Annotated in this window: 1 pseudogene; it reads left to right on the top strand. The window is 30.6% G+C overall.

The features are described from left to right. Positions 1 to 34 precede the first annotated feature (34 nt). Positions 35 to 392: pseudogene (locus tag RCF13_RS01765) on the top strand (hypothetical protein); the annotation flags it as partial.

The following is a 392-nucleotide window of genomic DNA, read 5'->3' as shown; positions in this document are numbered from 1 at the left end:
ATGTTCACATAAGGGATGTAAAAAAGAAATATTATTGACTGATATGTTAGGTTTTCACCTAGACATGATAGAAGATAGTGCGCCAGACAGTATTGCTTCGGCTTATATGTTGATTTTAGAAACATTAATGATTTTTACTCCAATAAGATTACTCTGGAATTATGTAGATAAGAAACTTGTTAGTAATACTTTATTTATTAAAGATGGACCATTAAGTCTTTCTAGTCAGTACAGCAAATTAGTTCCTAATATTAGAGAGTTCTTAGAGTTTGCTAAAATTCAAGGTAGGCCTATTCATATAATTGGATGTGAGAAAAGTGGTAAATTTTTCGATCATTTAATGAGCATTGAGCAATTTGCACCACTTCAAAGCAAAGGAGATAATGTTTGTT

Origin of the sequence: Stenotrophomonas maltophilia group sp. RNC7 (assembly GCF_030910085.1) — a bacterium.
GTDB classification, from domain to species: domain Bacteria; phylum Pseudomonadota; class Gammaproteobacteria; order Xanthomonadales; family Xanthomonadaceae; genus Stenotrophomonas; species Stenotrophomonas sepilia.
This window is presented reverse-complemented; position numbering and strand designations above follow the sequence as displayed.